The organism is Ruegeria sp. CDSC021, assembly GCF_059610845.1.
Genome location: NZ_JBXWOK010000009.1, coordinates 26,868 through 49,055 on the forward strand (window position 1 = coordinate 26,868; position 22,188 = coordinate 49,055).

Annotated in this window: 21 protein-coding genes and 1 other RNA gene; 8 read left to right on the forward strand and 14 right to left on the reverse strand. The window is 56.8% G+C overall.

Translation table 11 applies throughout. The features are described from left to right. Window positions 1-99: 99 nt before the first annotated feature. Window positions 100-282 carry a hypothetical protein gene (locus AC2FGB_RS14065; protein ID WP_496694139.1) on the forward strand — a complete coding sequence of 61 codons (183 nt, stop codon included), beginning with the start codon at window positions 100-102 and terminating at the stop codon, window positions 280-282. A gap of 103 nt (window positions 283-385) precedes the next feature. Here AC2FGB_RS14065 and ccoP read toward each other — a convergent pair whose 3' ends face one another. Genes ccoP through ccoN form a run of 4 tightly spaced genes read right to left on the reverse strand, consistent with a single transcriptional unit; the run spans window position 386 to window position 3,820 of the window. Then, window positions 386-1,249, reverse strand: a complete 864-nt coding sequence (gene ccoP, locus AC2FGB_RS14070) for a cytochrome-c oxidase, cbb3-type subunit III (RefSeq protein ID WP_142636939.1) — start codon at window positions 1,247-1,249, stop codon at window positions 386-388. Then, on the reverse strand, window positions 1,246-1,458 hold the full coding sequence (locus AC2FGB_RS14075) for a cbb3-type cytochrome oxidase subunit 3 (RefSeq protein ID WP_142636941.1): 213 nt from the start codon (window positions 1,456-1,458) through the stop codon (window positions 1,246-1,248). Before AC2FGB_RS14075 ends, ccoP begins: the two co-directional genes overlap by 4 nt. Before the next feature lie 11 nt (window positions 1,459-1,469). Beyond that, on the reverse strand, window positions 1,470-2,198 hold the full coding sequence (gene ccoO / locus AC2FGB_RS14080) for a cytochrome-c oxidase, cbb3-type subunit II (protein WP_142636943.1): 729 nt from the start codon (window positions 2,196-2,198) through the stop codon (window positions 1,470-1,472). A 14-nt stretch (window positions 2,199-2,212) separates the two neighbouring features. Next, on the reverse strand, window positions 2,213-3,820 hold the full coding sequence (ccoN, locus tag AC2FGB_RS14085; protein ID WP_142636945.1) for a cytochrome-c oxidase, cbb3-type subunit I: 1,608 nt from the start codon (window positions 3,818-3,820) through the stop codon (window positions 2,213-2,215). A 195-nt stretch (window positions 3,821-4,015) separates the two neighbouring features. Between ccoN and AC2FGB_RS14090 the strand changes: the two genes are divergently transcribed. Continuing rightward, on the forward strand, window positions 4,016-4,855 hold the full coding sequence (locus AC2FGB_RS14090) for a universal stress protein (RefSeq protein ID WP_496694140.1): 840 nt from the start codon (window positions 4,016-4,018) through the stop codon (window positions 4,853-4,855). Between the two features lie 28 nt (window positions 4,856-4,883). Here AC2FGB_RS14090 and AC2FGB_RS14095 read toward each other — a convergent pair whose 3' ends face one another. Both AC2FGB_RS14095 and fnrL read right to left on the reverse strand, forming a co-directional pair. Further along, a complete protein-coding gene (locus tag AC2FGB_RS14095) occupies window positions 4,884-5,138 on the reverse strand; it encodes a GlsB/YeaQ/YmgE family stress response membrane protein (protein WP_271949803.1) in 255 nt (84 codons plus the stop codon). A 72-nt stretch (window positions 5,139-5,210) separates the two neighbouring features. Continuing rightward, window positions 5,211-5,954 (reverse strand): transcriptional regulator FnrL, encoded by a 744-nt coding sequence (gene fnrL, locus AC2FGB_RS14100; protein WP_281973102.1) that lies wholly within the window; start codon window positions 5,952-5,954, stop codon window positions 5,211-5,213. 61 nt (window positions 5,955-6,015) lie between these two features. On the opposite strand from fnrL, the gene hemN reads away from it, so the two are divergent. Then, window positions 6,016-7,371 (forward strand): oxygen-independent coproporphyrinogen III oxidase, encoded by a 1,356-nt coding sequence (hemN, locus tag AC2FGB_RS14105; protein ID WP_281995392.1) that lies wholly within the window; start codon window positions 6,016-6,018, stop codon window positions 7,369-7,371. Window positions 7,372-7,578: 207 nt separating this feature from the next. Beyond that, window positions 7,579-9,507, forward strand: a complete 1,929-nt coding sequence (locus AC2FGB_RS14110; RefSeq protein ID WP_271949797.1) for an elongation factor G — start codon at window positions 7,579-7,581, stop codon at window positions 9,505-9,507. Between the two features lie 19 nt (window positions 9,508-9,526). Here the strand turns inward: AC2FGB_RS14110 and AC2FGB_RS14115 are convergent, their stop codons facing one another. From AC2FGB_RS14115 to AC2FGB_RS14135, 5 genes are all read right to left on the reverse strand, one after another. After that, on the reverse strand, window positions 9,527-11,104 hold the full coding sequence (locus AC2FGB_RS14115; protein ID WP_496694141.1) for an ABC transporter ATP-binding protein: 1,578 nt from the start codon (window positions 11,102-11,104) through the stop codon (window positions 9,527-9,529). After that, complete coding sequence (locus AC2FGB_RS14120) at window positions 11,101-12,207, reverse strand: ABC transporter permease (protein WP_142636960.1); 1,107 nt, start codon at window positions 12,205-12,207, stop codon at window positions 11,101-11,103. The genes AC2FGB_RS14115 and AC2FGB_RS14120 overlap by 4 nt, the downstream gene beginning before the upstream one ends. Next, entirely contained in the window at window positions 12,208-13,293 is a 1,086-nt protein-coding gene (locus AC2FGB_RS14125) for a microcin C ABC transporter permease YejB (protein ID WP_142636962.1), read from the reverse strand. A gap of 9 nt (window positions 13,294-13,302) precedes the next feature. Then, window positions 13,303-15,207 carry an extracellular solute-binding protein gene (locus AC2FGB_RS14130; protein ID WP_496694142.1) on the reverse strand — a complete coding sequence of 635 codons (1,905 nt, stop codon included), beginning with the start codon at window positions 15,205-15,207 and terminating at the stop codon, window positions 13,303-13,305. A 174-nt stretch (window positions 15,208-15,381) separates the two neighbouring features. Next, the gene (locus tag AC2FGB_RS14135; RefSeq protein ID WP_142637256.1) at window positions 15,382-15,891 is read right to left on the reverse strand and encodes a c-type cytochrome; all 510 of its coding nucleotides are present in this window, start codon (window positions 15,889-15,891) and stop codon (window positions 15,382-15,384) included. A 119-nt stretch (window positions 15,892-16,010) separates the two neighbouring features. Here AC2FGB_RS14135 and AC2FGB_RS14140 point away from each other — a divergent pair, with 119 nt between their 5' ends. Next, window positions 16,011-16,844, forward strand: a complete 834-nt coding sequence (locus AC2FGB_RS14140; RefSeq protein ID WP_142636966.1) for a prephenate dehydratase — start codon at window positions 16,011-16,013, stop codon at window positions 16,842-16,844. Window position 16,845: 1 nt separating this feature from the next. Here AC2FGB_RS14140 and AC2FGB_RS14145 read toward each other — a convergent pair whose 3' ends face one another. From AC2FGB_RS14145 to nudC, 3 genes are read right to left on the reverse strand one after another with little or no spacing between them, the layout of a single operon-like run. Continuing rightward, window positions 16,846-17,313, reverse strand: a complete 468-nt coding sequence (locus tag AC2FGB_RS14145; RefSeq protein ID WP_496677811.1) for a GNAT family N-acetyltransferase — start codon at window positions 17,311-17,313, stop codon at window positions 16,846-16,848. A 24-nt stretch (window positions 17,314-17,337) separates the two neighbouring features. Further along, complete coding sequence (locus tag AC2FGB_RS14150; RefSeq protein WP_142636970.1) at window positions 17,338-17,805, reverse strand: SRPBCC family protein; 468 nt, start codon at window positions 17,803-17,805, stop codon at window positions 17,338-17,340. A gap of 40 nt (window positions 17,806-17,845) precedes the next feature. Continuing rightward, the gene (nudC, locus tag AC2FGB_RS14155; protein WP_496689904.1) at window positions 17,846-18,826 is read right to left on the reverse strand and encodes an NAD(+) diphosphatase; all 981 of its coding nucleotides are present in this window, start codon (window positions 18,824-18,826) and stop codon (window positions 17,846-17,848) included. Between the two features lie 195 nt (window positions 18,827-19,021). Between nudC and AC2FGB_RS14160 the strand changes: the two genes are divergently transcribed. The 3 genes from AC2FGB_RS14160 to rsgA all read left to right on the forward strand — a co-directional run bounded on the left by AC2FGB_RS14160 (window position 19,022) and on the right by rsgA (window position 22,188). Then, window positions 19,022-20,863 carry a 5'-nucleotidase C-terminal domain-containing protein gene (locus AC2FGB_RS14160; protein ID WP_496694143.1) on the forward strand — a complete coding sequence of 614 codons (1,842 nt, stop codon included), beginning with the start codon at window positions 19,022-19,024 and terminating at the stop codon, window positions 20,861-20,863. A 39-nt stretch (window positions 20,864-20,902) separates the two neighbouring features. Then, window positions 20,903-21,001, forward strand: an RNA gene (gene ffs / locus AC2FGB_RS14165) — signal recognition particle sRNA small type. A gap of 158 nt (window positions 21,002-21,159) precedes the next feature. Continuing rightward, window positions 21,160-22,188 carry a ribosome small subunit-dependent GTPase A gene (gene rsgA / locus AC2FGB_RS14170; protein WP_496694144.1) on the forward strand — a complete coding sequence of 343 codons (1,029 nt, stop codon included), beginning with the start codon at window positions 21,160-21,162 and terminating at the stop codon, window positions 22,186-22,188.

Consider the following 22,188-nt stretch of genomic DNA (forward strand, 5'->3'; position numbering starts at 1 on the left):
TGTAAGTCCTACTTACATATTGGAATGGTAATTGAGTCGCATTTATCAGGCTAAAGATCAATCCTGATAACAGCGGCAACACAATCCAGGAGGGATCAGATGCTTGCGATACTGGCACGAAGTTACATGGTAGCCACCAAAACAGAGGCTGACGGCAAAGGCACTGGCACAGATAGCCGCGACCTTGTGCGCAGCAGCTGGCTGCCGGACCATCACTGGTGGATTGAAAAGTCTGGCCCGCGCGAAAAGGCGCATCTGGACTGCACCAATGGGGGCCTGTAGTCTGATAATAGTAGCACCGGCTGTTCAGGAAACGCGCGAACAGAGAGAACAGCCGGTGCCTTAACCTTCGGGCGGCGAACCGTCCGAAGGTATTCTTTTGGCCTTACTGACCGCCACCCAACTGGTGGACATAGGCCGTCACAGCGCGGATCTGCGCGTCCGTAAGGCGGTTTTCCCAAGCAGGCATTACACCGAAACGGCTATTGGTCACGGTCTCAGTCAATGCCTCTGCGTCGCCACCATAGAGCCAGATCGCATCGGTCAGGTTGGGTGCGCCCTGAAAGACGTCACCAGTGCCATCCTCGCCATGACAGGACGAACAGTTATCTTCGAAGACGACCTTGCCTGCCTGCGCAGCTACGTCATCAGTCTGCGCATTGGTCAGGGACATCACGTATTGAACCACTTGGGTGATCTCGTCATGTTCCAGGATTTCGCCAAATGCAGGCATTTCGGAATAGCGCGCATCGTCGCTTTCCTCGTTGCGAATGCCATAGGCGATTGTGGTCTCGATATCCTCAAGCGAACCGCCCCACAGCCAGGCGTCATCCAGCAGGTTCGGGAATCCCGGTGCACCCTGCGCGCCTGAGCCGTGGCATTGCGCACACCAGGTACGGAACACCGCGCCCCCGGCATTCGCCGCGTATTGCTGCAGTTCGGGATCTGCCGAGATATCTTCAAGCGATGTTTCCACAAGCTTGGCGTTCCAAGGGGCATTCGCCTCTTCAAACGCAATCATCTCTTCTTGTACCAGAGCGCGAGAGGACCAGCCCAAAACGCCAGCAGTGGCGGATTGAACCAAGGGCCATGCGGGATACATGATCGTATAGATCACCGCCCAGAAGATGGTGGCGTAGAATGTCCACAACCACCAGCGCGGCATCGGGTTTTCGAATTCTTCGATACCATCCCAGCTGTGGCCGGTTGTACTCGGATCACCCGGCTGTTTTTCAGGTGTCTTGCTCATTGCCGCGCCTCCTTGGATGTGGCGGGATTGTCGTCGCCCCGCAGGGGCGCTGGTGCATCATCATGCCGAAACGGGATATTCGCGGTGTCCTTGTATTCCTTGCTGGAACCCGGGCGAAAAACCCAGATTATGATCCCAACAAAGAAAACAAAGAGCAGCAGCAACATCCAGCTATCCGCGAATTGCCGTAAGAGTGTATATTCTTCCATCACACCCTCCTTTACCGGTTCGCGTCTGGGGTGAAGGTCGAGAAATCGACCAGCGTTCCCAGCATCTGCAGATAAGCGACCATCGCATCCGCTTCGGTCAGCTCGGGCTGACCATCGAAGTTCCGCACGCTGACCTTGTCACCATAGCGTTCCAGCAGGCCGTCATAGTCACTGTCGGGATCGGCCTGCGCCCGGAAATCCGCCACGGCGTTCTCCAGCATCTCTTCGGTATAGGGCGTGCCTACCAGCGCATTCGCCTTCATGACATCACCGATATACTTACCGTCAATCTTGCGATGCTCGAGGAAGCCGTATTTCGGCATTACAGATTCAGGCACCACCGACTGCGGGTTGCGCAGGTGATCCACATGCCACTGGTCAGAATAACGACCACCGACACGGGCCAGATCAGGCCCGGTGCGTTTGGACCCCCACTGGAACGGATGATCATACATTGATTCAGCCGCCAGCGAGTAGTGGCCATAGCGCTCGACCTCATCCCGCATCGGGCGGATCATCTGACTGTGGCAGACATAGCAGCCTTCGCGGATATAGATGTCACGGCCCGCCATTTCCAAGGGGGTGTAAGGGCGCATGCCTTCCACCTTTTCGATGGTGTTCTCAAGATAGAACAGCGGGGTGATCTGCACGATGCCACCGATGGTCACGACCAGAAAGCTGAAGATCAGCAGGAGGGTCGCGTTGGTCTCGAGGATCTTATGTTTGTCGAGAATTGCCATTGCTCCGGCCCTCCTTATTCAGCCGGGACCGCGACGGTCAGGCTGGCCTCTTTGGCCGGCGCTTTCCGCACAGTCATCCACAGGTTGTAGCACATGATCAGCGCCCCAGCGAGGAACATGACCCCACCCAGAGCTCGCACCACATACATCGGGAACTTGGCAGCCACGGTGTCGGCGAACGAGTTCACAAGGAAACCGTTGGCATCCACTTCGCGCCACATCAGGCCTTCCATGATACCTGTCACCCACATCGACGCGGCGTAGAGCACGATGCCGATAGTGGCGAGCCAGAAGTGCCAGCTGACCATCTGCAGCGAATACAGACGCTCACGCTTCCACAAGACGGGCACCAGGAAGTACAGCGCACCAAAGGTGATCATGCCGTTCCAACCCAGCGCACCCGAATGCACGTGACCAATGGTCCAGTCGGTATAGTGGCTCAAAGAGTTAACCGCTCGGATCGACATCATCGGGCCCTCAAAAGTGGACATGCCATAGAAGCCGACCGAGATCACCATCATCCGGATCACCGGGTCCGTACGCAGCTTGTCCCACGCACCCGATAGGGTCATCAGGCCGTTGATCATGCCACCCCAGGACGGCATCCACAGCACGATCGAGAACACCATGCCCAGTGTCGAGGCCCAGTCAGGCAGCGCTGTATAGTGCAAATGGTGCGGACCAGCCCAGATATACAGGAAGATCAGCGCCCAGAAGTGGATGATCGACAGCTTGTAACTGAACACCGGACGTTCGGCCTGTTTCGGGATGAAATAGTACATCATGCCCAGGAAACCGGCAGTCAGGAAAAAGCCCACAGCATTGTGGCCGTACCACCACTGAATCATTGCGTCCTGAACGCCTGACCAGACGATGACAGATTTCGAACCCCAGATGCTGACAGGGATAGTCATGTTGTTGACCAGATGCAGCATGGCGACGGTAACGATAAAGGCCAGGTAGAACCAGTTCGCCACATAGATATGAGGCTCTTTCCGCCTGACGATTGTTCCCAGGAACACGGCAAGATAGGCCACCCAGACGATGGTCAGCCACAGATCGACATACCACTCCGGCTCGGCGTATTCCTTGGACTGGGTTCCGCCCAGCACATACCCGGTCGCAGCCAGCACAATGAACAGCTGATAGCCCCAGAAAACGAACCATGCCAGATTGCCGCCCCACAGGCGCGCGGCGCTGGTCCGCTGGACGACGTAGAAGGACGTAGCGATTAGTGCGTTGCCGCCAAAGGCAAAGATAACCGCCGATGTATGCAGCGGACGCAATCGGCCAAAATTCAGATATCCTTGTGCCCATTCAAAGTTCAGCACCGGATAGGCCAGCTGAAAGGCGATGAATGTCCCGGCAAGAAAACCAACCACGCCCCAAAAGGCCGTCGCGATTACGCCGTAACGGACCACATCGTCCATGTATTCGCCTGAACGATCTATGAGGATATCTGGCTCATCCGTGTTTCTAAGCGTCCAGATGAACAATCCCGCGGCGATCAACATCACCAGAATTGCATGCACCTGATACGCCAAATCGCGTGCATAATTGGTCCCGATCGCTGCAAACAGCACGATCAGACCAAGCACGATCAGCTTGATGTAATTTGACATATTGCGTCCCTTTGCCATGCTCCGCGCGATTCTTTTTTGTCGCGGAACCCATTTGACTGGTCGTTGTTTTGTCCGAGGACAGCCCAAACTGCTTTGATCTGTATCAAGACAGAATAGCGAATATTGTGACAAGGCTACAGAAATGATTTGGCCGGAATGTCGCGGACGGAACGGCCCTGGAGGCAAGAGGTCAAGATGGCGTATAAATCCCTTCTCACAGTTCTAACGGAAACGGAACAATCGGCCCTGGCGCTGGCACAAATGGCAGCCCTGGCCACAGCCCAGGATGCGCATGCCGAAGCCCTGTGCCTGGGGGTCGATCGCAGTCAGACCGGTTATTACTATGCTGGCGCCAACGCGCTGATTCTGCAGGAGACCCTGTCCCGCGCCAAAGCAGAGGCGGAGGACACCCTGCACTATGCAGAGACCTATCTGAACAGTTCCGGCGTACGCTGGTCTGCAGAAAGCGGCGTGGCCCAGATTGCCGATATTGGTCGCCACGTTGCCCATCGGGCGCGGTTCTCGGACCTTGTTATTCTGCCGCAACCTTACGGAAAAGACCGCAGCGTCGAAGCAGAGCCTATCGTCGAGGCAGCCATGTTCGAAGGTCACGCTCCGGTTCTGGTCATACCCGAAAACACGACGCCTTTTGACAAGCCCGGTACTGTCTTGGTCGGCTGGAACGAAAGCGTCGAGGCCATGCGCGCCATTCGCTGCGCCCTACCCTTCCTGATCGAGGCCGATCAGGTGCGGATCGTGGTGATCGACCCACCAACGCATGGGCCGGATCGCTCGGACCCCGGTGGGTTGTTGTCCCAGATGCTGTCACGCCACGGAGTTAAGTGCGAAATCGACGTGCTCAGCAAAACAATGTCGCGTGTATCGGACATCCTGAACCGCCATGCGACGGATACCGAAACAGATATGATCGTCATGGGCGCCTATGGGCATTCCCGATTCCGAGAAGCCATCCTGGGCGGCGCGACACGCAATATGCTGGAACAATCGACTGTTCCGGTGTTCATGGCACATTGAAACGGCAGAGCCGCCCAGCGGGCGGCTTTTACCCGCGTTTCACAAGGCCGATCAGGAAAAGCAGAATGATCGCCCCGATGGTGGCGAAAATAATGGACGAGACCAGACCGCCGCCAACGGCAAAGCCAAGGGCCGGGAAAATCACCCCCGCCAGAAATGCGCCAACTACGCCGACGATGATGTTGCCAATCAGGCCGAATCCCCGACCTTCCATGATCTTTCCGGACAACCATCCCGCGATGGCACCAATAAGCAGCATGGCCAAAAGGCTGCTGAATCCCATGACTTACTCCTGACGCAGTTTCACTGGTCCCACTAAACCACGGTTAAGACAACGGGTCACGCCGTATGTGAATCACACCAGATATCCGCCATCGGAATCGTCGCCTGCCTCTTCCATCAACCGGCCCATATCCGGAACAGATACACGGCGCTTTCCTTCTAGCAAGATGATCTCGTCTTTCTTCAAGGCGGATATCTGACGGCTGACAGTTTCCAGTGTAAGGCCAAGGTAGTCTGCCATCGCCTCGCGCGTCAGCGGAAGATCAAAAACGATTGGGCTGGAACTCCCGTTCTGCCCAATCGACGCATCCCGGCGCGCGATGATGGACAACAGGCTTGCGATTTTTTCGCGCGCAGTCTTGCGTCCCAGCACCAGCATCCATTCACGGGCAGCGTCCAGCTCATCCAATGTCATCTGAAGCAAACGATGCGCGATATGCGGAGTCGCACCCATCAGTTCTTCGAACGGCTTCTTACGGAAACAGCACATGACAATGTCAGTCGTTGCCACGACGTCGTAAGGCGCTGAATCTCGACCTGGACGACCGACGAAATCGCTGGGCAGCAAAAGGCCAACCATCTGCGTGCGCCCATCTTCCATGGTCTGAGTCAAAGAAGCGATCCCCGACACGACCGAGCCCACGAAATTCATCTGATCACCGGACCAGATGATTGTCTGCCCAGCCTCGAAGCTGCGATAATATTTAATACCTTCAAGAAGCTCCAGCTCATGAACATCGCAATGTGCACAGACTGCTCTGTGGCGGATTGGACAATCTTCACAGTTTGTATGATCGATTTTGAAAATCTGTGTCATGCGCGTTCCCACTTGATCTCTATCAAGGTTGCTAGGCGTGCCGTCCTCTAACGGTATCGCCATGATAGTTAAACCACAACTTGCAAAGCTTGGACTATTTGACGCGAAAGTACCGCGCTACACAAGCTATCCAACAGCCCCTCACTTCAACAATGATGTGGGGGTAAACCTTTACGAAGACTGGATTACCGGCATTAAACCCGGCAGCTCCGTCTCGTTGTACATACACGTGCCCTTCTGCCGCAGGCTGTGTTGGTTTTGTGCCTGCCGAACACAGGGGACGCAAACTGACAACCCGGTCATCGCCTATGTCGACGTCCTCAAGGCCGAGCTTGATCTGCTGGCCGCGCGCCTGCCTCAAGGCGTCACCCTCTCGCGTCTGCACTGGGGCGGCGGCACACCAACGCTGTTGAATCCCGATCTGATGCGAGATCTGGCCACACGCATTCTGGATGTTATCCCGCTGGGCCCGGGTGCTGAATTCTCGGTCGAAATCGACCCGAACGAGATTGACCAAGCCCGACTGGACGCGCTGGCCGAAGCGGGCATGAACCGTGCCTCGATCGGCGTGCAGGATTTCGACGATGAGATTCAGAAAACTATCGGTCGCGTCCAAAGCTATGACACCACGCGCGCAGCTGTGGACATGATCCGTGCCCGCGGCATTACCAGTCTGAACGCAGATATCCTGTACGGTCTGCCGCATCAGACCAAATCAAGGATGACTGAAAGCGTACAGAAACTGCTGTCACTGAACCCCGACCGCGTTGCGCTGTACGGATACGCCCACGTGCCGTGGATGGCCAAGCGGCAACAGTTGATTCCTTCGGACGCATTGCCCACGCCCGAGCAACGTCTGGAGCTGTTCGAGACGGCGCGTCGACTGTTCCTCTGGGATGATTACGCCGAGATCGGAATTGACCACTTTGCCACGCAGGATGATGGTCTGACACATGCGCTCAGGACCGGGCGACTGAAACGGAACTTTCAGGGTTATACGGATGATCAAGCCGAGGTGCTGATCGGTGTGGGCGCAAGCTCGATCTCGCGGTTTCCTCAGGGCTACGCCCAGAACGCACCGGCAACATCGGCCTATACGAAAGCCATCCGCGAGGGGCGCTTTTCGACCTCGCGCGGGCATTTGTTCAAAGGGCAGGACATTTTGCGCGCACGTCTGATCGAAGCGCTGATGTGTGATTTTCAGATCAATTCGGCTGAGATTCTGCGTGACCACAACATATCCGCCCAAGAGCTGAACGAGATGTTCCAGAAGGCCAATGCCGACTTCAACAATCTGCTACACGTCACCAAGGATGGCCTGTTCATTCCACCCGAGGCCCGGCCGCTGACCCGAATGATTGCCCGCAGCTTTGACGCCTATGACCTGAGCAAGGCAGGCCACAGCTCGGCGATCTGATCGCTTACAGGTGGGCCCGGTTGTGCGGCCCGCCGCTTAGATACCAGTACAGGGGCTTGACGCGAGCCTCTGGTTGTCTTCACACTTGGGCGGAACGATCCGAACCCTGAGGCAGGTGAATTCGCAGTCAGTCCTCGCCCACGCAGCCGTGTGGGTCGGCCCTTTTCGTGCAGGTATTACTGCAACCTGAAAAGAGGGACATCACTCATGCGCGTATTCACCGTCCTCGGCCCCAGCCAATCTGGCAAGACAACCCTGGTCGAGGCCATAAGCCGTCTCGACAACCGACCCACCACATTCGATGTCTCCGGAACCGTGCACTTGCACGGTTTTTCTTACTTGGACGAGCCCTGGTGCGCGATCGACGTGGACGGGGGCAGCGACAATCTGGGTTATGTCGGACCAGCCATGGCGATTTCGGATGCGGCGGTTGTGGTTGTCCCGCCGGACCCAGACGCGGCTGTCTTGTGCGCGCCCTATCTGCGGCTGGTTGAAGAGGCGGGCATTCCCTGTTTCCTGTTCATCAATCGGATGGACGCCCCAAATGGCCGTATCCGGGATATCATCGCCGCGCTACAGACCTACTGCACCCACCACATCGCCCTACGTCAGGTCCCTATTCGCGACGGCGAGACAATAGTCGGCGCGGTCGATCTGATCTCGGAGCGGGCTTGGAAATATCAGGAAGGCCAGCCCTCGGCCCTGATCGAACTGCCGCTCTCGGTCGAGGACCGCGAACAAGAAGCCCGCACCGAGCTGCTAGAGACGCTGTCGGATTTTGACGATCACCTGTTGGAGCAGCTGATCGAAGACAAACAGCCCGCAAGTGCCGAGATCTACGATCTGGCCGCGCAGGTTTTGCAGAACCACCAGTTGATCCCCGCCTGTCTGGGCGCGGCCAGCCATGGCAATGGCCTGACCCGCCTGATGAAAGCCCTGCGGCACGAAGCCCCTGAGTTCAACATTGCCGCCAACCGCGATGAGGCCACCGAGACTGCCCGCGCCATTGCGGGATTCGCGGACGTGAAGAAACATATCGGCAAGATCATCGTCCTTCGTGGCCTGGGAGATGGCGTGCGTGCGCATGAAGCTTTGGGAGGTGAGACAGTCGGCAATCTGACGACACTTGACGCCAAGACCCAGATTTCCGGGCTGGAGGCAGGTCAGATCGGGCTGGCCGTGAAATCCGATCACCTGATCCCCGGCAATGTTTACGACAGCAAATCCGAATCTCCGTTGCCGGAATGGGCATCATCACATCCAGTCGCCCAACGTCAGATCGTATCACCCGCGCATGAGCGAGATGACGTGCGCCTGTCGAACGCTCTGACCCGTCTGGTCGAGATCGACCCCGGTCTCCATCTGGAGCAGGATGAGCTGAGCGGCCATGCGGTGCTGGGCTCTCAAGGCCCGCAGCACATGCGCCGGATCACCGCCAAACTGGCCGAAGATTTCGGGATCGAAATCGTGGCCGACCCGATCGAGACCGCCTATCGCGAAACCATCCGTGCGCCCATCGAACACCGCCACCGTCACCGCAAGCAATCCGGTGGTGCGGGTCAGTTTGCAGATGTCGTGATCTCGGTCACGCCCATGCCGCGCGGATCAGGGTTTCAGTTCGAAGAGATCGTGAAAGGCGGTTCGGTGCCGCGCAACTATATTCCCTCAGTTGAACACGGGGCCAAGGACGCGCTGGAGCAGGGGCCTGAGGGCTTCCCTGTTGTTGATGTCAAAATCACGCTGAGTGACGGCAAACACCACAATGTGGACAGTTCCGATTATGCTTTCCGCACCGCAGGCAAGAACGCCGTACGCGAGGCGCTGCCTCAGGCCAAACCGGTGGTCCTGCAACCCATTCTGAACGCAGAGATTCACTTGCCATCCGATTTCGTCGGTGATCTTGTCCCCACGATCAGTTCCTTACAGGGTCAAGTGCTGGGATTCGAAGGCAACCCCAACGCTTCGGGCTGGGAGATTTTCAATGCCCAACTTCCTGCCGTGGCCGAGGATGAGTTGCATCGCACCCTGGCCAGCGCCACGCGCGGCACCGGTTGGGTAAAGTTAAGCTTTGATCACTATGAAGAACTGCGCGGCCCGATACCGAAAGCGGCAACGCGGGAAACCGCAAACGCGTGAAAAACACGGCGAGCGGGCTTCAGCCCGCTGCCGCAATCAATTCGCGGGTGTAATCTGTCTGCGCGTTTTCGAACAGGTCTTCGGCAGCGCCCATTTCAATCACGTCACCGTTCCGCATAACGATGACATTATGTGACATCGCCCGGACCACTTTTAGGTCATGGCTGATGAACAGATATGCCAACCCGTATTTCCGCTGCAGATCTCGCAGCAAGTCTACGATCTGCACCTGAACCGTCATGTCCAGCGCGCTTGTCGGCTCATCCAGCACCAGAAGTTTGGGACGGAGCACCATCGCCCGTGCGATGGCGATACGCTGCCGCTGCCCGCCCGAGAACTCGTGCGGATACCGGTCCATCGACGCCGGGTCCAACCCCACTTCGGTCATCACATCCGCCACCAGATCACGCGGGGAGCGGTGTGGATCAACCTTGTGGATTGCCAGACCCTCGGCGATGATTTGCATACAGGTCATGCGCGGGCTCAGGCTGCCAAACGGGTCCTGAAACACAATCTGCATATCCTTGCGCAAACGGCGCAATTCGCGTGTGGACCAACGGCGCACATCCTGGTCGCGAAAGGTGATACCACCCTCGGACGCGATCAGCCGCATGATGGCCAGCGCCAACGTGGTCTTGCCCGACCCGCTTTCGCCCACGATCCCCACGGTTTCGCCGGCGCGCACGCTGAGGCTGGCGTCATTCACCGCCTTAACATGGCCGACAGTTCGCTTGAGAAAGCCGCGCTGGATCGGGAACCAGACTTTCAGGTGATCGGTGCGGGCGACCTCTTCTGCATCCGCGGCGACCGGATCGGGTTGGCCCGACGGTTCGGCCGCCAGCAATTTCCGGGTATAGGGATGCTGAGGGTTCTCGAAGATGTCCGCGGTTGCACCGGCTTCGACAATCTCTCCGTCCTTCATGACGCAAACTCGATCGGCGATCCGGCGCACGATGCCAAGGTCATGGGTGATGAACAGCATCCCCATGTTTTCGGCTTTCTGCAGGTCTGCCAGCAACTCGAGTATCTGTGCCTGTATGGTCACGTCCAGCGCCGTGGTCGGTTCATCTGCGATCAGAATGTCCGGCTTATTGGCCAGCGCCATGGCGATCATGACGCGCTGCCGCTGTCCGCCCGAAAGTTGGTGCGGATAGCTGTCCAACCGATCCTTCGGGTCCCGGATGCCAACCTTCGTCAGCAACTCGACAATCCGATCACGGGCCGCGTCGCCCACCACCCCCTGATGCAGTGCCAGCGATTCTGCCATCTGCTTCTGGATCGTGTGCAACGGGTTCAACGATGTCATCGGTTCTTGAAAGATGAAGCTGATGTCGTTGCCGCGCACATCCATCAGATGTTGCTCGGACGTCCCGATCATCTCTTGCCCGTCATATTTCACCGAACCTTCGACAATCGCGCTGTCTCCCAACAGCGAGACGGTCGACAAGGCGGTCACAGATTTTCCGGACCCGGATTCCCCTACCAAAGCCACGGTTTCCCCACGATCCACCGTGAAGGACACGCCCTTGACCGCCGCACTGACCTGCCCGTCCTGCCGGAACGAAACCTTGAGGTTGTCTACATCCAGCAGGCTCATGAGAAGGTCTTTCTGGGATCAAACGCATCGCGGACGCCTTCGAAAATGAAGACCAGAAGCGACAGCATGATGGCAAAGGTGAAAAAGGCGGTAAAGGCCAGCCAAGGGGCCTGCAAGTTCTGTTTTGCCTGCAAGGTCAGCTCGCCAAGTGACGGAGCCGAGGACGGCAGGCCGAAGCCCAGAAAATCCAGCGATGCAAGCCCGCCAATCGTTCCGGTGACGATGAAGGGCATGAAGGTCAGCGTGGCGACCATTGCATTGGGCAGCATGTGGCGGAACATGATCGTCCTGTTGCTGACGCCCAACGCCCGCGCCGCCCGGACATATTCAAGGTTTCGCGCCCGTAGGAACTCTGCTCGGACAACGCCAACCAATCCGGTCCAGCTGAACAGGATCATGAGCAACACCAGCAACCAGAAACTGCGCCCTAGAATAGCGAACATGATGATGATCACATAAAGCGATGGGGTGGCCGACCAAATCTCGATGATCCGTTGAAAGATCAAATCCAGCCAGCCGCCAAAAAAGCCCTGAATGGCACCTGCGAAGATACCGATCAGGCTGGCAACACCTGTGACCATCAGCGTGAACAGAATGGACAGACGGAACCCATAGATCACCCGTGCAAGCACATCGCGCTTGGTGTCATCGGTGCCAAGCAGGTTCTGACCATTGGGCGGCAGTGGGGCTGCGCCCGGCCGATCAACGCTGGTTTTGAAAGAGTATGGGATCAGCGGCCAGATGGCCCAGCCGCGCTCGAACCCGTCGGCGGCAAAGGATCCGGCCTCGATCTGTTCGATAATGCCGTCAGGATCGTCAAAGCACTGATCCAAACCGCCACTGTCTATCAGACAACGCACTTCGGGGTCGCGATAGATTGCTTCGGTTTGGAAATCACCGCCAAACTCGGTCTCTGGGTAGAAATTGAAGATCGGCGTATAAAGCTCACCGCGGTATTTCACGAGGATCGGTTTGTCATTTGCGATAAATTCAGCAAATAGCGACAGGCCGAACAGGATCGAGAAGATGATCAGCGACCAGAACGCCCGGCCATTCCGGCGGAAGTTGCGCCACCGGCGCTGATTCAGGGGGGAAAGCGCCATTTACCCCTCCCGCTTTTCAAAGTCGATGCGCGGATCAACCAACACATACATCAGATCACTGATGATGCCGACCACCAAACCCATCAGGCCAAAGATGAACAGGGTCCCGAAAATAACCGGGTAATCCCGCGCCACGGCGGCCTCGAAGCCCAACCGGCCCAATCCATCCAGCGAAAAGATGGTTTCGATGATGATTGACCCTCCGAAAAACACACCGATGAAGACGGCCGGAAAACCCGCGATTACGATCAGCATCGCATTGCGGAATACGTGGCCATACAGCACCCGGCTTTCGCTCAGGCCCTTGGCGCGTGCGGTCATGACATATTGCTTTTTGATCTCGTCCAGAAACGAGTTTTTGGTCAGCAAGGTGAGCGTTGCGAAGGCCGATATGGTCAGCGCCAGGATCGGCAACGCGATATGCCAGAAGTAATCGGCAATCTTGCCAAATACACTCAGGCTGTCCCAGTTGTCCGAGGTAAGCCCCCGCAACGGAAAGATCTGCCAATAGGACCCACCGGCAAATAGCACCAGCAGCAAAATGGCGAACAGAAATCCCGGGATGGCATAGGCCACGATGATGGCGCCACTGGTCCAGGTGTCAAAGCTTGATCCGTCCCTGATCGCCTTGCGAATACCCAGAGGGATCGACACCAGATAGGCAATCAGCGTCGACCAAAGCCCCAGCGAAATAGACACCGGCATCTTTTCCAGTACCAGATCGGTCACACTGATCGACCGGAAATAGCTCTCGCCAAAATCCAAAGTCAGGTAATTACCCATCATATTCAGAAACCGTTCCAAGGGCGGTTTGTCGAACCCGAATTCTTTTTCCAGTTCTTCGATGAATTCAGGCGGCAGGCCACGCCCGCCGATATAACGATCATTTGTGCCGCCGGTCTGCTGTTCGATATCGCCGCCACCGCCAGCGATACCTTCAAATACATCTCCACCACCCTCCATCTGGGCGATGATCTGTTCAATCGGGCCGCCTGGCACAAACTGCACAAGGGTGAAGTTGACGATCATGATTCCCAGCAGTGTGGGAATGACCAGCAGCAGGCGTCTTAGAATATATGCTCCCATTTGGGCGGATTACCTCAAGGCGCCGGAGGATTTCAACTGGGCTTCCTGCTCGGCGTTGATCCACCACAGGTCTTCGACACCCAATGAATAAGGCGGCAGGTTTTCCGGGTAATCATACATGTCCCAATAGGCAACCCAGTATTTGCCCAAATACCAAGTGGGCACCATGATCCGCTTAGCCCGCAGAACACGGTCCAGGGCGCGGACATTGGCAAACAACTCTTCGCTGTTGGTTGCTGCCACGATGTTGTCGATCAGTGGCTCAATATCCGGGCCGTGCGCACCGGACGGGTTGAATACGGAATACGATGCCGCCTCGGTTCCGAATTGCTGGTACAGTCCCGTCGAAGGTTGCAGCGAACTTGGGTACCCGCCGAAAATCATGTCGAAATCCCGGTCACGGCGGCGCAGGGTGAATTGCGCATTGTCCACACGATTGTAGGTCGCATCGATACCCATCGTCCTCAGGTTAGCGACAAATGGCTGGATTATACGATCAAGAGTCGGCTGGTCTGACAGAAATTCTATGGCTAGTACTTCACCGTTTTGATTGCGGCGGATACCGTCTTCGCCCACCTGCCAACCGGCCTCATCCAGCAGCTTCATCGCGGCGCGCAGATTGCGACGATCATTCTGACGCTCGGCGCGGGATTCATGGGCAACGACCGGTTGGTCGGTCAGTACCGCAGGGTCCAGCGCATCGCCCAGGCTTTGCAGAACCTCCAGTTCACGCCCCTCGGGCAGCCCCGTCGCCTCTAGGTGAGTTCCCTGCCAGAATGAGTCGCGCTGCTGAAACAGGCCATATTGCAAGCTTTCATTCGTCCATTCGAAGTTGAACCCTAACTGGACGGCTTCGCGCACCTTGGGATCCTGAAATTGCGGCCGGTCCAGGTTCATGACAAAGCCCGAAGCGTTGGGGACATCCCCGTCTTCCAGCTCTACCCGAACCACTGTTCCGTTTGCTATGGCAGGAAAATCATAGGCCGTTGCCCAGCTTTTCGAGTTGTTTTCCTGGCGCAGTGTGAACGTGCCCGCTTTGAACCCCTCCATCGCAGCAATCGAGTCCGCGAAATATTCGATCCGGATGGAGTCATAGTTGTTGCGGCCAATATTCACATTAACGTGGTCGCCCCAATAGTCCGGGTTGCGCTTGTAGACGATGCGCCGGTTGATGTCATAGCTGTCCAAAACATAAGGTCCGGATCCGATACCGGGCTCAAGCCGGGATTTGTCGAGCCGCCGGTTTTCAGGGTCTGCCTCAAACCAGGCCTTGGAAAACACAGATGTCCCGGCAACCTGACTTATTAGGCCACGGCGCGGGATATCCGGTGCGAAGTAGAATTTAACCCGATGATCATCCAGCGCTTCGGCACGCGGAATCATCTCGCGGACGGCGTCGGCATAGGATTTTAACCCCTGTTCCAGCAGCAGATTATGCGAAAACACAACATCTTCGGCAGTCACCGGGCTTCCATCGGAAAACCGCGCCTCAGGTCGCATGTTGAAGATGACCCAATCCTGGCTTTCCGGGTATTCAAGGCTTTCTGCCAGCAGACCGTAGTAAGTGGCCGTTTCATCATAGGACGCGACCATCAGGGATTCATACTGATCCGCAGAACGCGCACCCGCGCGTCCCTGCCGCGTATAGGGGTTGAAACTGTCAAATGTCCCTTGCGCTGCATAAGATAACTCTCCGCCGCGCGGCGCATCAGGATTTACGTAGTCGAAATGGGCAAACCCTTCAGGGTATTTCAAATCGCCAAATTCCGAGAATCCGTGTCTTTTGATGATGGTCTCTTCGGCAAACAGTTGAGAGGTCATGAGCGCAAGCAGCAAAAAGCCGGTTATCGGTATGGTCAACCAACCTCTGAAATCCAATGCACGTGCCTGAACAATCTGTCGGTTGGATTCCATTTGGCTCATCCCCTGTTGCGTCACTTCTTATAGTCTTGCGCCTGAACGAAGCTAAAGGTCCAGCGTTGACTGATTCAAGTTTAGAATGCGTGAGCGCATTGTGAAGGTTTCTTCATACAAAAAAAGCCGCTGCACGGGGCAGCGGCTTTGAATTTCAGATGTGCCGGTGTGGCATCAGTTGCCGATTGTCTGCAGATAGGCAATCAGATCGGCACGGTCCTGCGGTTTTTTCAGGCCAGCAAAACTCATGGATGTGCCCGAGATATAGCTGCTTGGCTTGGTCAGGAAGGCATCCAGTGCTTCGGGTGTCCAGTTGCCGCCATGGGCCTGCATCGGTGCCGAATAGCCGGTAAAACCGCTGGCCGTTGCGACAGGGCGGTCAACGACACCATACAGATAGGGGCCTGTGCCGTTTGCACCGTCTTCCAGCTTGTGACACGCGGTACACTTGCGGAAAACTTTGGCGCCTTTTTCAACGTCGGCGGCGGCCAGCAGCTCTTCAAATACTACCTCTTCACCGTTGGCGCTTTCGCCTGCGCTTTCGGTTTCGATGATGTACGAAGCCGTCTCGCCATGGGCATCGGCGTGGTAAAGCTCTTCTGCGGCCCATTTGGCCAGAAGCAGCACCAGGAAGGTGCCAAACAGGCCTGCTGCGGCCTTGGTAACTGTCATCGTGTCGAACATTGATCGCGAGTCCATTTCAGCTGTCTGCGGGGTGTCTAAGGCTTCCCCTTACAAGAGGCAAGGTATAGACACCGCGACTAAACGCCCAATTCTGGAACTTGTTGCACGGAATCGACCAAATGACAAAACGTATCGCATTTCAGGGAGAACCCGGTGCCTATAGCCACGAGGCATGCCGAAACGCTCGTCCCGATATGGAGGCCCTGCCCTGCCGCACATTTGAGGATGTGATCGAATCAGTTCGGTCCGGCAAAGCAGACCTGGCGATGCTTCCGGTCGAAAATACGACCTATGGGCGGGTGGCCGATATTCACCGCCTGCTGCCCCATAGCGGGTTGCATATCATCGATGAAGCTTTTGTTCGCGTACACATCAATTTGTTGGCCGTCCCCGGTGCCAAGCTGAGCGACATCACCGAAGCGCATTCGCATCTGGTGCTGCTGCCACAATGCGCTGGGTTCCTGAAGCAGCACGGCATTCAGGGACGCGTCAGCCCGGACAATGCCCGCGCCGCGCGCGAGGTTTCCGAGGCCGCCGAACTGCATTCTGCTGCGCTGGCCAGCGAGTTGGCCGGAGAGATCTATAACCTGAACGTCCTGGCCCGCCATATCGAGGACAGCGACGACAACACCACGCGCTTTTTGATCATGTCACGCGACGCGGATCTGTCGCGGCGCGGGGCGCATGGGATGATCACCAGTTTTGTGTTTCAGGTCCGCAACATCCCGGCCGCGCTGTATAAGGCGATGGGCGGCTTCGCCACCAATGGTGTCAACATGACCAAGCTGGAAAGCTATATGGTCGACGGGTCGTTCACGGCCACGCAGTTCTATGCGGATATTGTCGGGCACCCAGATGACCGCAATGTACAACTGGCCCTGGAAGAGCTGGAACATTTCACCACCAATGTTGAGATTCTGGGTGTGTATCCAGCCGTCCAGCCGCGCGGCTAGCTCAGGCTAACTGGTATTTCTTGCACACCGCACCTTCATGTGACCGGTAACCGACAAATCCCATGGCCGCGTAATAGGCCAGGCCTTCGGCATTTTGCGCTCCAATGGTCGCGTCTATTGCAGGCAGACCTGCGGCTCGGGCCGCCAGCAGCGTTTTCTGAAACAGGGCCCGCCCGACCCCCATGCGCGCGGCTGACGGGCGTATATGTGTTCCGATGATGCCCCAACCGGCTGTTACGCCATAAGTGTTTCCGTCGACGGCCAGTATCAGCGCCTGAAAGCCCAATACCTGTGAACCCTGCACCGCCACGGTGCATTGGATGCTGCCGCAGTGGCTGATGTAATGCTCTTTGGCAAAACTCTCATCGCTGGGTTTGGTGCGCTTACCGGCGGTCACGATCTCTTGCAGGACCTCGGAAATACCTTTGGCGTCATCCACAACAGCGCTGCGCAATATCACATCAGACATTCAGGGCCTCTTGTCTCGGAATTCTCAAGAACCGTGCAGATGACGTTCTTCCATTTCCCGCGCGAATTCGCTGAGGCGGGCCTGAAACTGTCGCCGGAACCGCGACTGACCCAATCTGAGCGATTGCAGCAACAGCCGTGCAGGCAGGGATTTGGCCGATAGCGACATATCCACGGTCAGCCGGGTTCTACGTTGCGACAGGGCCAGAAACTCGACCCTGGTTGAGCCATTCATTCCCTTGCTTGCCGCCTCGAACCGCATATGGGTCGGTGGATCACATTCGGCCATATTGATTTCCACGCGCCGGGGCTTTCCGCGCATACGGAACTCGGTCTCCCAGGATGTACCGGGCACAACGCCCATATGCCCTGACAAACGCCGGACCTCGATCCCGCGGCGCATTGCCATCCGCTCGAACCGTTCGAAATCCGCAAACATTTCGAACACCGCGTTGACAGGGGCCTGAATATCTTCACGTGCGGAGAATTGCATGGTGGGTTATCGTTCTCTTGCCTATTCGCCCAGTATTTTGTCAGTCGAGCGTATCTGCAAGCCAGTTTTGCAGCAGAAAATGCGCAATCGCGCCTTTGCGCGCGGGCAGAAGGCTGGGATGTTCCCCAGCAAAGACCTGCATCATTTCAGCCTTATTCACCCATATAGCGTCTTCGATTTCAACCGGATCTATAGTGATTTCTTGCGACAATGCCTCGCCTGAACAGCCAAACATCAGTGACGCCGGAAAGGGCCAGGGCTGGCTGGAAAGATAGGTTACTTGCCCGACGGGGACACCGGCCTCTTCCATCACCTCTCTGCGCACCGCCGCTTCCAGCGTTTCTCCGGGTTCGACAAATCCGGCCAGTAGCGAATACATGCCTTCAGGCCATCCCGGGGATCGCCCCATCAGCACCGAATTCCCAAATGTGATCAACATGATGACGACCGGGTCGGTGCGTGGGAAATGCTGCCCCCCACACGACGGGCAACTGCGTTGCCATCCTGCTTGCGACATCTCGCTGGCGGCGCCGCAACGGGCGCAAAACCTATGGGTTTCATGCCAGGCGATGACCGCCTTGGCGGAAGCCGAAAGTTCGGCATCACGTGGGGAAAGGCGCGCCATGATGCGGCGCAATTCGACAAAAACCTGACCTTCAGGCAAATCCGGGTGCTGTTGCTCTGATCGGTCGAAGAATGCCCCAAGCTCGGACAGGTCAACGCCCTCGGGCATCCAATCGGATATATCAAAGGCAAAAACCGGAACTTCATCCGAGAGACCAAGCAATACTGGCGCTGGGACGATCCCACCGGGACCATTTGCGATCAGCTCATGCAAGACAGGTAACAAGCAGAGTTGATCAAGGGCCTCTCCTTGAACCAGCAGCTTTCCGCGCCACAGCAACAGGCATTTCGCTTTCGGATGTGCTCGCGCTGCTGCCATCGTGTCGACGTCTCCGCGAAGATGTGCGGCACGATCCAGCCCTGATCCACCAAACGTTACCTGTTCCGCGTTCTTCATTTAAATTCCTCTGGTTCGCCTGCACAGGGCTGCCATGACAGCTTCGGTGTTGCAACGACAATTCCACGACCGAAAACCGAGGCGATCCCGTCAAATTACCGCAAGTGCATAAAAAAATTTGCACTTACTATGCTTTTTGTTGAAGTTGTTATTCATAAAACTGCCAAAAGTAGAGTATAAAAAACAATTTCGCATTTGTCTGATCAGTCTGTAGGTATCCGGATTTTGGCGACCACCGATCTGCACATGAACCTGTGCAGTTTTGATTATTACGCGGATCAAGACGAACCTACGATCGGATTGACCCGAACGGCCAGCCTGATCCGGCAGGCGCGGAACGAGGCTGAGGCAGACGGAGATATCGTCTTGCTCTTCGACAACGGAGACGCTCTGCAGGGTACACCGTTGGGGGATTGGGCTGCCGATCCCGCCAATGCGCCGCACATCCTGATGCAGGCCTTCGGCAGCCTGGGATATGACGCGATTGGCCTGGGAAACCACGACTTCGGATTCGGGCTTCAATTCTTACAGCACGTTATCTCTGACGCCCCCTGCCCTGTGCTCAGCAGCAACGCCTTGCGCACGAATGGGCCTCAGATCTGGCAAGATCATGTCATTTTGCACAAAGAGATCCCTGGCTCGCCGACACCTATGGCCTTGAAAATTGGGGTTTTTTCGGTCCTCCCGCCTCAGACAGCGCAATGGGAGGCGCACAAGCTGCACGACACCCTTACCACTCAGGACATCCTGACTTGTGCGGCAAACAAAGTCAGAAAGCTCAAAGACGAAAATTGCGACCTGATCATCGCGCTGGCCCATACCGGTTTCGGACCGGACAGGTCACAACGGAATATGGAAAACGCGATTATTCCGCTGGCCGAAATCGAAGGTATCGACGCAATAATTGCTGGTCATTCCCATTTGACCTATCCCGTCAAGGCCGGCTCTGAAAACACTCTGGTGCATGGCAAACCAGTTGTCCTACCCGGAACGGCCGGATCACATCTGGGGGTGATCGACTTGAAACTTCACTCGGCAGAGCGCGGCGGCTGGACCGCTGGCGAAGCCCGGGCGGCGCTGCGACCGATATCTGCGGGGCGTCCCGACGAAATCGTATCACTGGCGCCCGAAGATCCGGAATTGTTGCATCTGTTTTCCTCTGGTCATGCCGAAACCCGCAGGCGAGCGGGCCAGCCGGTCGGCCGCACCCCGCACCATCTGCACAGCTATTTCAGCTTTTGCACCGAGGACCGTGGGCTGAGGCTGGTCGCCGCCGCCCAGGCTGCCGCGTTACGTCTGTGTACGTCCGATACCGACCTAGCAGATATTCCGATTTTATCGGCGGTTTCACCTTCGAAATTCGGCGGTCGGGCCGGGCCGCGATTCTATACGGATGTTAAGCCTGGCGAGATATTCCTGCGTAACGTGGTTGACCTGCATGTTTTTCCAAACGAATTGCAGGGTGTCATTGTATCCGGTGACCAAATCGTGGACTGGCTTGAGATGTCCGCAGCTGTTTTCAACCAGATTTCGACCGGATCTGCATCCGAACTTATTTGCGAAAATCGGGTGGGTCACAACTTTGATGTGCTATACGGGCTGTCCTGCAGAATTGATCTGACACAACCTCCGCGTTTCGACGATATGGGCACCTTGATCAACGCCGAAAACCGGCGCGTTTCAGAGGTTCTGGTCGGTGCCACCCCCATTGCACCGGATCAGAAATTTGCTGTCGCGCTTAACAATTATCGCGCCAGCGGGGGCGGGCATTTCCCATTTGCGGGTAATGCGCAACGTATCGACTTGCCCATCCTGCCGGTCCAGCATGCCCTGTTGGATTATCTGTCAGGCACCTTGGTCAGCGATCCGCTGGAAGAGGCCCAGGAACCCTTCAGAATCACCAGTAACACGGGTACGCAGGCGATCTTACGCACCGGTCCAAATGCCCACCGACATCTGCAGGACATTCAGGAATTTGATCCACAAGTCCTTGGAACCGACGAAAATGGCTTTTTACGGATTCTTCTGACCTTCTGACGGGTTGTGTTTTTCCGGCCAACTGCCTATATCCACCCTCGAGAGGTTGGCGCGGGCGAGCGCCTCGCCAACCTGGTCAGATCCGGAAGGAAGCAGCCACAACGAGCCCCGCTTGGGTCGATGTCCAACCTCTCACTTACGCGCAACGACTGCCGCAGGAGGGACTTTATGATTGTAGCAATGACCCTTCGGGCAGAGCGTTTCCGGGACTAACCCCCGCTCTTGCCTGAACACGTTACCGATGGGTGCGCGCCTGCCACCCTGATGGTTTCCTGTATCTGAACACAGGCAGAACAATGTCCAAATCACTTTCGGACCTGGGATGGTCCTCTCATTTTGCAGCCCAACATGCTGTGAACCCTACCTGCACACCGCATCGCATCAACGCCGTCCATCGTGATCGCCTGATCGGCCTGAATGCGCTTGGCGGCACATCTGATCTGACCCCTGACCGATCAACCGGCGAATTTGCGGTTGGCGATTGGGTCCTTGCGGATGATCAAAACCGCATTCGGCATCTTTTGGAGCGCAAAAGCCTCTTGCAACGCCGGGCCGCAGGCACCGGTGCGCAGGTTCAGCTGATCGCGGCGAATGTGGACGTGCTGTATATCGTCAGTTCCTGCAATGCCGATTTCAATCTGGCCCGGCTTGAACGTTATCTGGCACTGGCGCATCAGGCCGGATGCTATCCGGTTGTTGTCCTGACCAAGGCCGACAGCTGCCCTGACCCAGAGAGCTATGCCAGTCAGGCCAGTTCGCTGGCTCGGTTTCTGACTGTTCTAACCGTCAACGCGCTGGAGGCGTCAGAGATTGATCCGATCCTGTCCTGGTGCCCTGCCGGGCAAACTGCTGCTTTGGCCGGCTCATCCGGTGTCGGCAAAACCACATTGGCGAACGCCATGACTGGTCAGGCCGGGACAACGGCGGGGATCCGCGAGGATGACGCACGGGGTCGCCACACCACGACCCATCGTGCGCTTCACCCGATGCGAAACGGGGGGTGGCTGATTGATACGCCAGGAATGCGCGCCCTGCGTTTGATGGATGCCCAAGACGGCGTGGATGAGGTTTTCTCCGACCTTCTGGAATTGGCTGCAACGTGCCGGTTCTCAGATTGCCAGCACCAGGCCGAACCCGGTTGTGCTGTGCAGGAGGCGATTGCCAATGGCGTGATTGAGCCCGACCGGCTGGCGCGCTGGCACAAGCTTCGGCGCGAAGATCAGAGGAATTCCGAGACCCTCGCGCAGTCACGGGCACGTGACAAAGCCTTTGGCAAAATGGTGCGATCCGTCATGCACGACAAAAAGTCCCGCAGCAGACACTAA